Source organism: Arthrobacter sp. H14 (assembly GCF_000520495.1).
In the GTDB taxonomy this organism is placed as follows: Bacteria; Actinomycetota; Actinomycetes; order Actinomycetales; family Micrococcaceae; genus Arthrobacter_C.
This window is the reverse complement of sequence record NZ_KI914652.1, coordinates 54774-56359: the sequence shown is the minus strand read 5'-3', so window position 1 is coordinate 56359 and position 1586 is coordinate 54774. Positions and strand designations below refer to the sequence as shown.

General features: G+C 62.4%; 1 protein-coding gene. It reads left to right on the top strand.

From position 1 onward, the window contains the following. A partial coding sequence (locus tag Y707_RS25255; RefSeq protein ID WP_035781332.1) for a transketolase-like TK C-terminal-containing protein occupies positions 1 to 1586 on the top strand: 1586 nt, incomplete at both ends.

Below are 1586 nucleotides of genomic sequence, written 5' to 3'. Positions count from 1 at the left end.
AGTGGGACGAGTTGCTGGGCAAGGACGCCGATGGTGCCCTGGTGGAGATCATGAACTCGACCCCGGATGGGGATTATCAGACCTATAAGGCCGAGTCCGGCGGGTTTGTGCGCGAGCACTTCTTCGGGAAGACTCCGCAGACCAAGGAAATGGTCGCGGATATGGATGATGAGCAGGTCTGGGGTCTCAAGCGCGGCGGCCATGACTACCGCAAGGTTTACGCCGCGTACAAGGCCGCGACCGAGTTCACCGGCAAGCCGACCGTGATCCTGACCAAAACGGTCAAGGGTTACGGGCTGGGCACGAATTTTGAGGGCCGCAACGCCACGCACCAGATGAAGAAGCTGACCATCGATGACCTGAAGGACTTCCGCGATCACCTGCGGATCCCGATCGATGACGCGAAGCTGGAGGAAAACCCGAAACTACCCCCGTACTACCACCCAGGCCAGGATTCGCCCGAGATTAAGTACCTGATGGAACGCCGCGAAAAACTCGGCGGCTTCGTCCCCGAACGCCGCGACCAGGCCGACGAGATCCATCTTCCAGAGGAGAAGGCCTACGAGGCTGCTTGGCGCGGCTCGGGCAAACAGCAGGCAGCCACAACCATGGCGTTCGTCCGGCTGCTCAAGGACCTGATGCGGGACAAGGAATTCGGCAAGCGCGTGGTGCCGATTATTCCGGACGAGGCGCGTACCTTCGGCATGGACTCGTTCTTTCCGACGGCGAAAATCTACAACCCCAAGGGGCAGAACTACCTGTCGGTGGACCGCGAACTGGTCCTCGCCTATAAGGAGTCGGAGCAGGGCCAGATCCTGCACGCAGGCATTAACGAGGCCGGTTCGGTCGCAGCTTTCACCGCTGCCGGTACCTCCTATGCCACACATGGCGTGCCGCTGGTGCCGATCTACGTGTTCTATTCGATGTTCGGATTTCAGCGCACCGGCGACTTCATTTGGGCCGCAGCGGACCAGATGGCCCGTGGCTTCCTGATTGGCGCCACCGCCGGTCGGACCACCCTGACCGGTGAGGGCCTGCAGCACGCCGATGGACAGTCGCCGCTGCTCGCCTCCACCAACCCCGCCGTCGTCAGCTACGATCCCGCCTATGGCTACGAAATTGGCCACATCATGCGCAATGGATTGGAGCGGATGTATGGCCCGGACTCCGACGACCGGAATCTGATCTACTACCTGACGGTCTATAACGAGCCGATCAGTCAGCCTGCGGCACCGGAAGAAACCGACGTCGAAGGCATCCTGAAGGGCATCCACCTGCTCAACCCGGCCGACATTGATGGACCGCGCACCCAGCTGCTCGCCTCCGGTGTCGCGGTCCCGTGGGCACTGGAAGCCCAGAAGCTGCTGGCCGAGGACTGGGGCGTTTCCGCCGATGTCTGGTCAGTGACTTCCTGGACGGAGTTGCGCCGCGACGGGCTCGCCGCCGAGGAGGAAGCCTTCCTGGATCCTTCCGCCGGGGCGCGCACACCGTTCGTGACCAAGCAGCTGGAAGGGGCCACCGGTCCAATCGTGGCGGTCACCGACTACATGAAGGCGGTACCGGACCAGATCCGCCAGTTCCTGCCC